At 38.1% G+C, this 934-nt stretch carries 1 protein-coding gene; it reads left to right on the top strand.

Translation table 11 applies throughout. The features are described 5' to 3' along the window. The coding region (locus ADH31_RS06065) for an SspB-related isopeptide-forming adhesin (protein ID WP_049509574.1) at positions 1-934 on the top strand (934 nt) is incomplete at both ends.

Below are 934 nucleotides of genomic sequence, written 5' to 3'. Positions count from 1 at the left end.
CTCGTTGACGATGACAAAGAATTGGCAGATAAGGTCGCAGATACCAACAAAGATCCATACGTGGACAAAGTTGATAATAATGAAAAGCAAAATATCAATACTCAAACACTCCATAAGGGTGATAAGGTTGTTTACCAAGTATGGTTAGATACAACTAAATTCACTGAAGCTCACAATATTCAATCTGTTGGTATTACAGATAAATATGATAGCGAAAACTTGGATGTTAACGTATCTGAAATTAAGGCTTATGATTCAGTAACTGGTGAAGATGTAACAGCTAAGTTTGATATCTCAATTGTGGATGGTGTCATTACTGCTACATCTAAGGCTGACTTGACTAAGTCACTTGGAGATGCAGAAAATACTCAAGTAATCGACACTGCTAAATTAGCATTTGGACGTTACTACAAGTTTGATATTCCAGCACGTATCAAGGGAACTGCTAAAGAAGGTGTAGGCATTGAAAATACAGCTTCTCAAATTGTTCACCAATATGATCCAACTAAGAAATCAGTTGAAAAACCAGAAAAACCAACTGAGAAACGTGTTGTTAATATCCCAGTGAAAGTTGAATTCAACTTCACGAAGAAATTGGAAGGTCGTGCGTTGAAAGCTGGTGAATTCAGCTTCGTATTGAAAGACAAAGATGGTAACGTGATTGAAACCGTAAGCAATGATGCTGAAGGTAAGATCAAGTTCTCAGCTCTTGAATTCAAACGTGGTCAAGAAGGTACTTATATCTATCATGTAGAAGAAGTGAAAGGTACAGAGGCTGGAGTTGAGTACGATAAGATGGTAGCGACTGTTGGAGTTACTGTAACTAAGGAAGGTAAAGTGTTGACCCTTACTTCACAAATGCCTGAAGATACTGAGTTTAACAACAAGGTAACACCACCAACACCACCAACACCACCAACACCACCAACACCAC

This window comes from Streptococcus pseudopneumoniae, from assembly GCF_001072375.1.
GTDB lineage: Bacteria > Bacillota > Bacilli > Lactobacillales > Streptococcaceae > Streptococcus > Streptococcus pseudopneumoniae_L.
The sequence above is the reverse complement of the archived record's forward strand: the minus strand, read 5'-3'. Positions and strand labels throughout refer to the sequence as shown.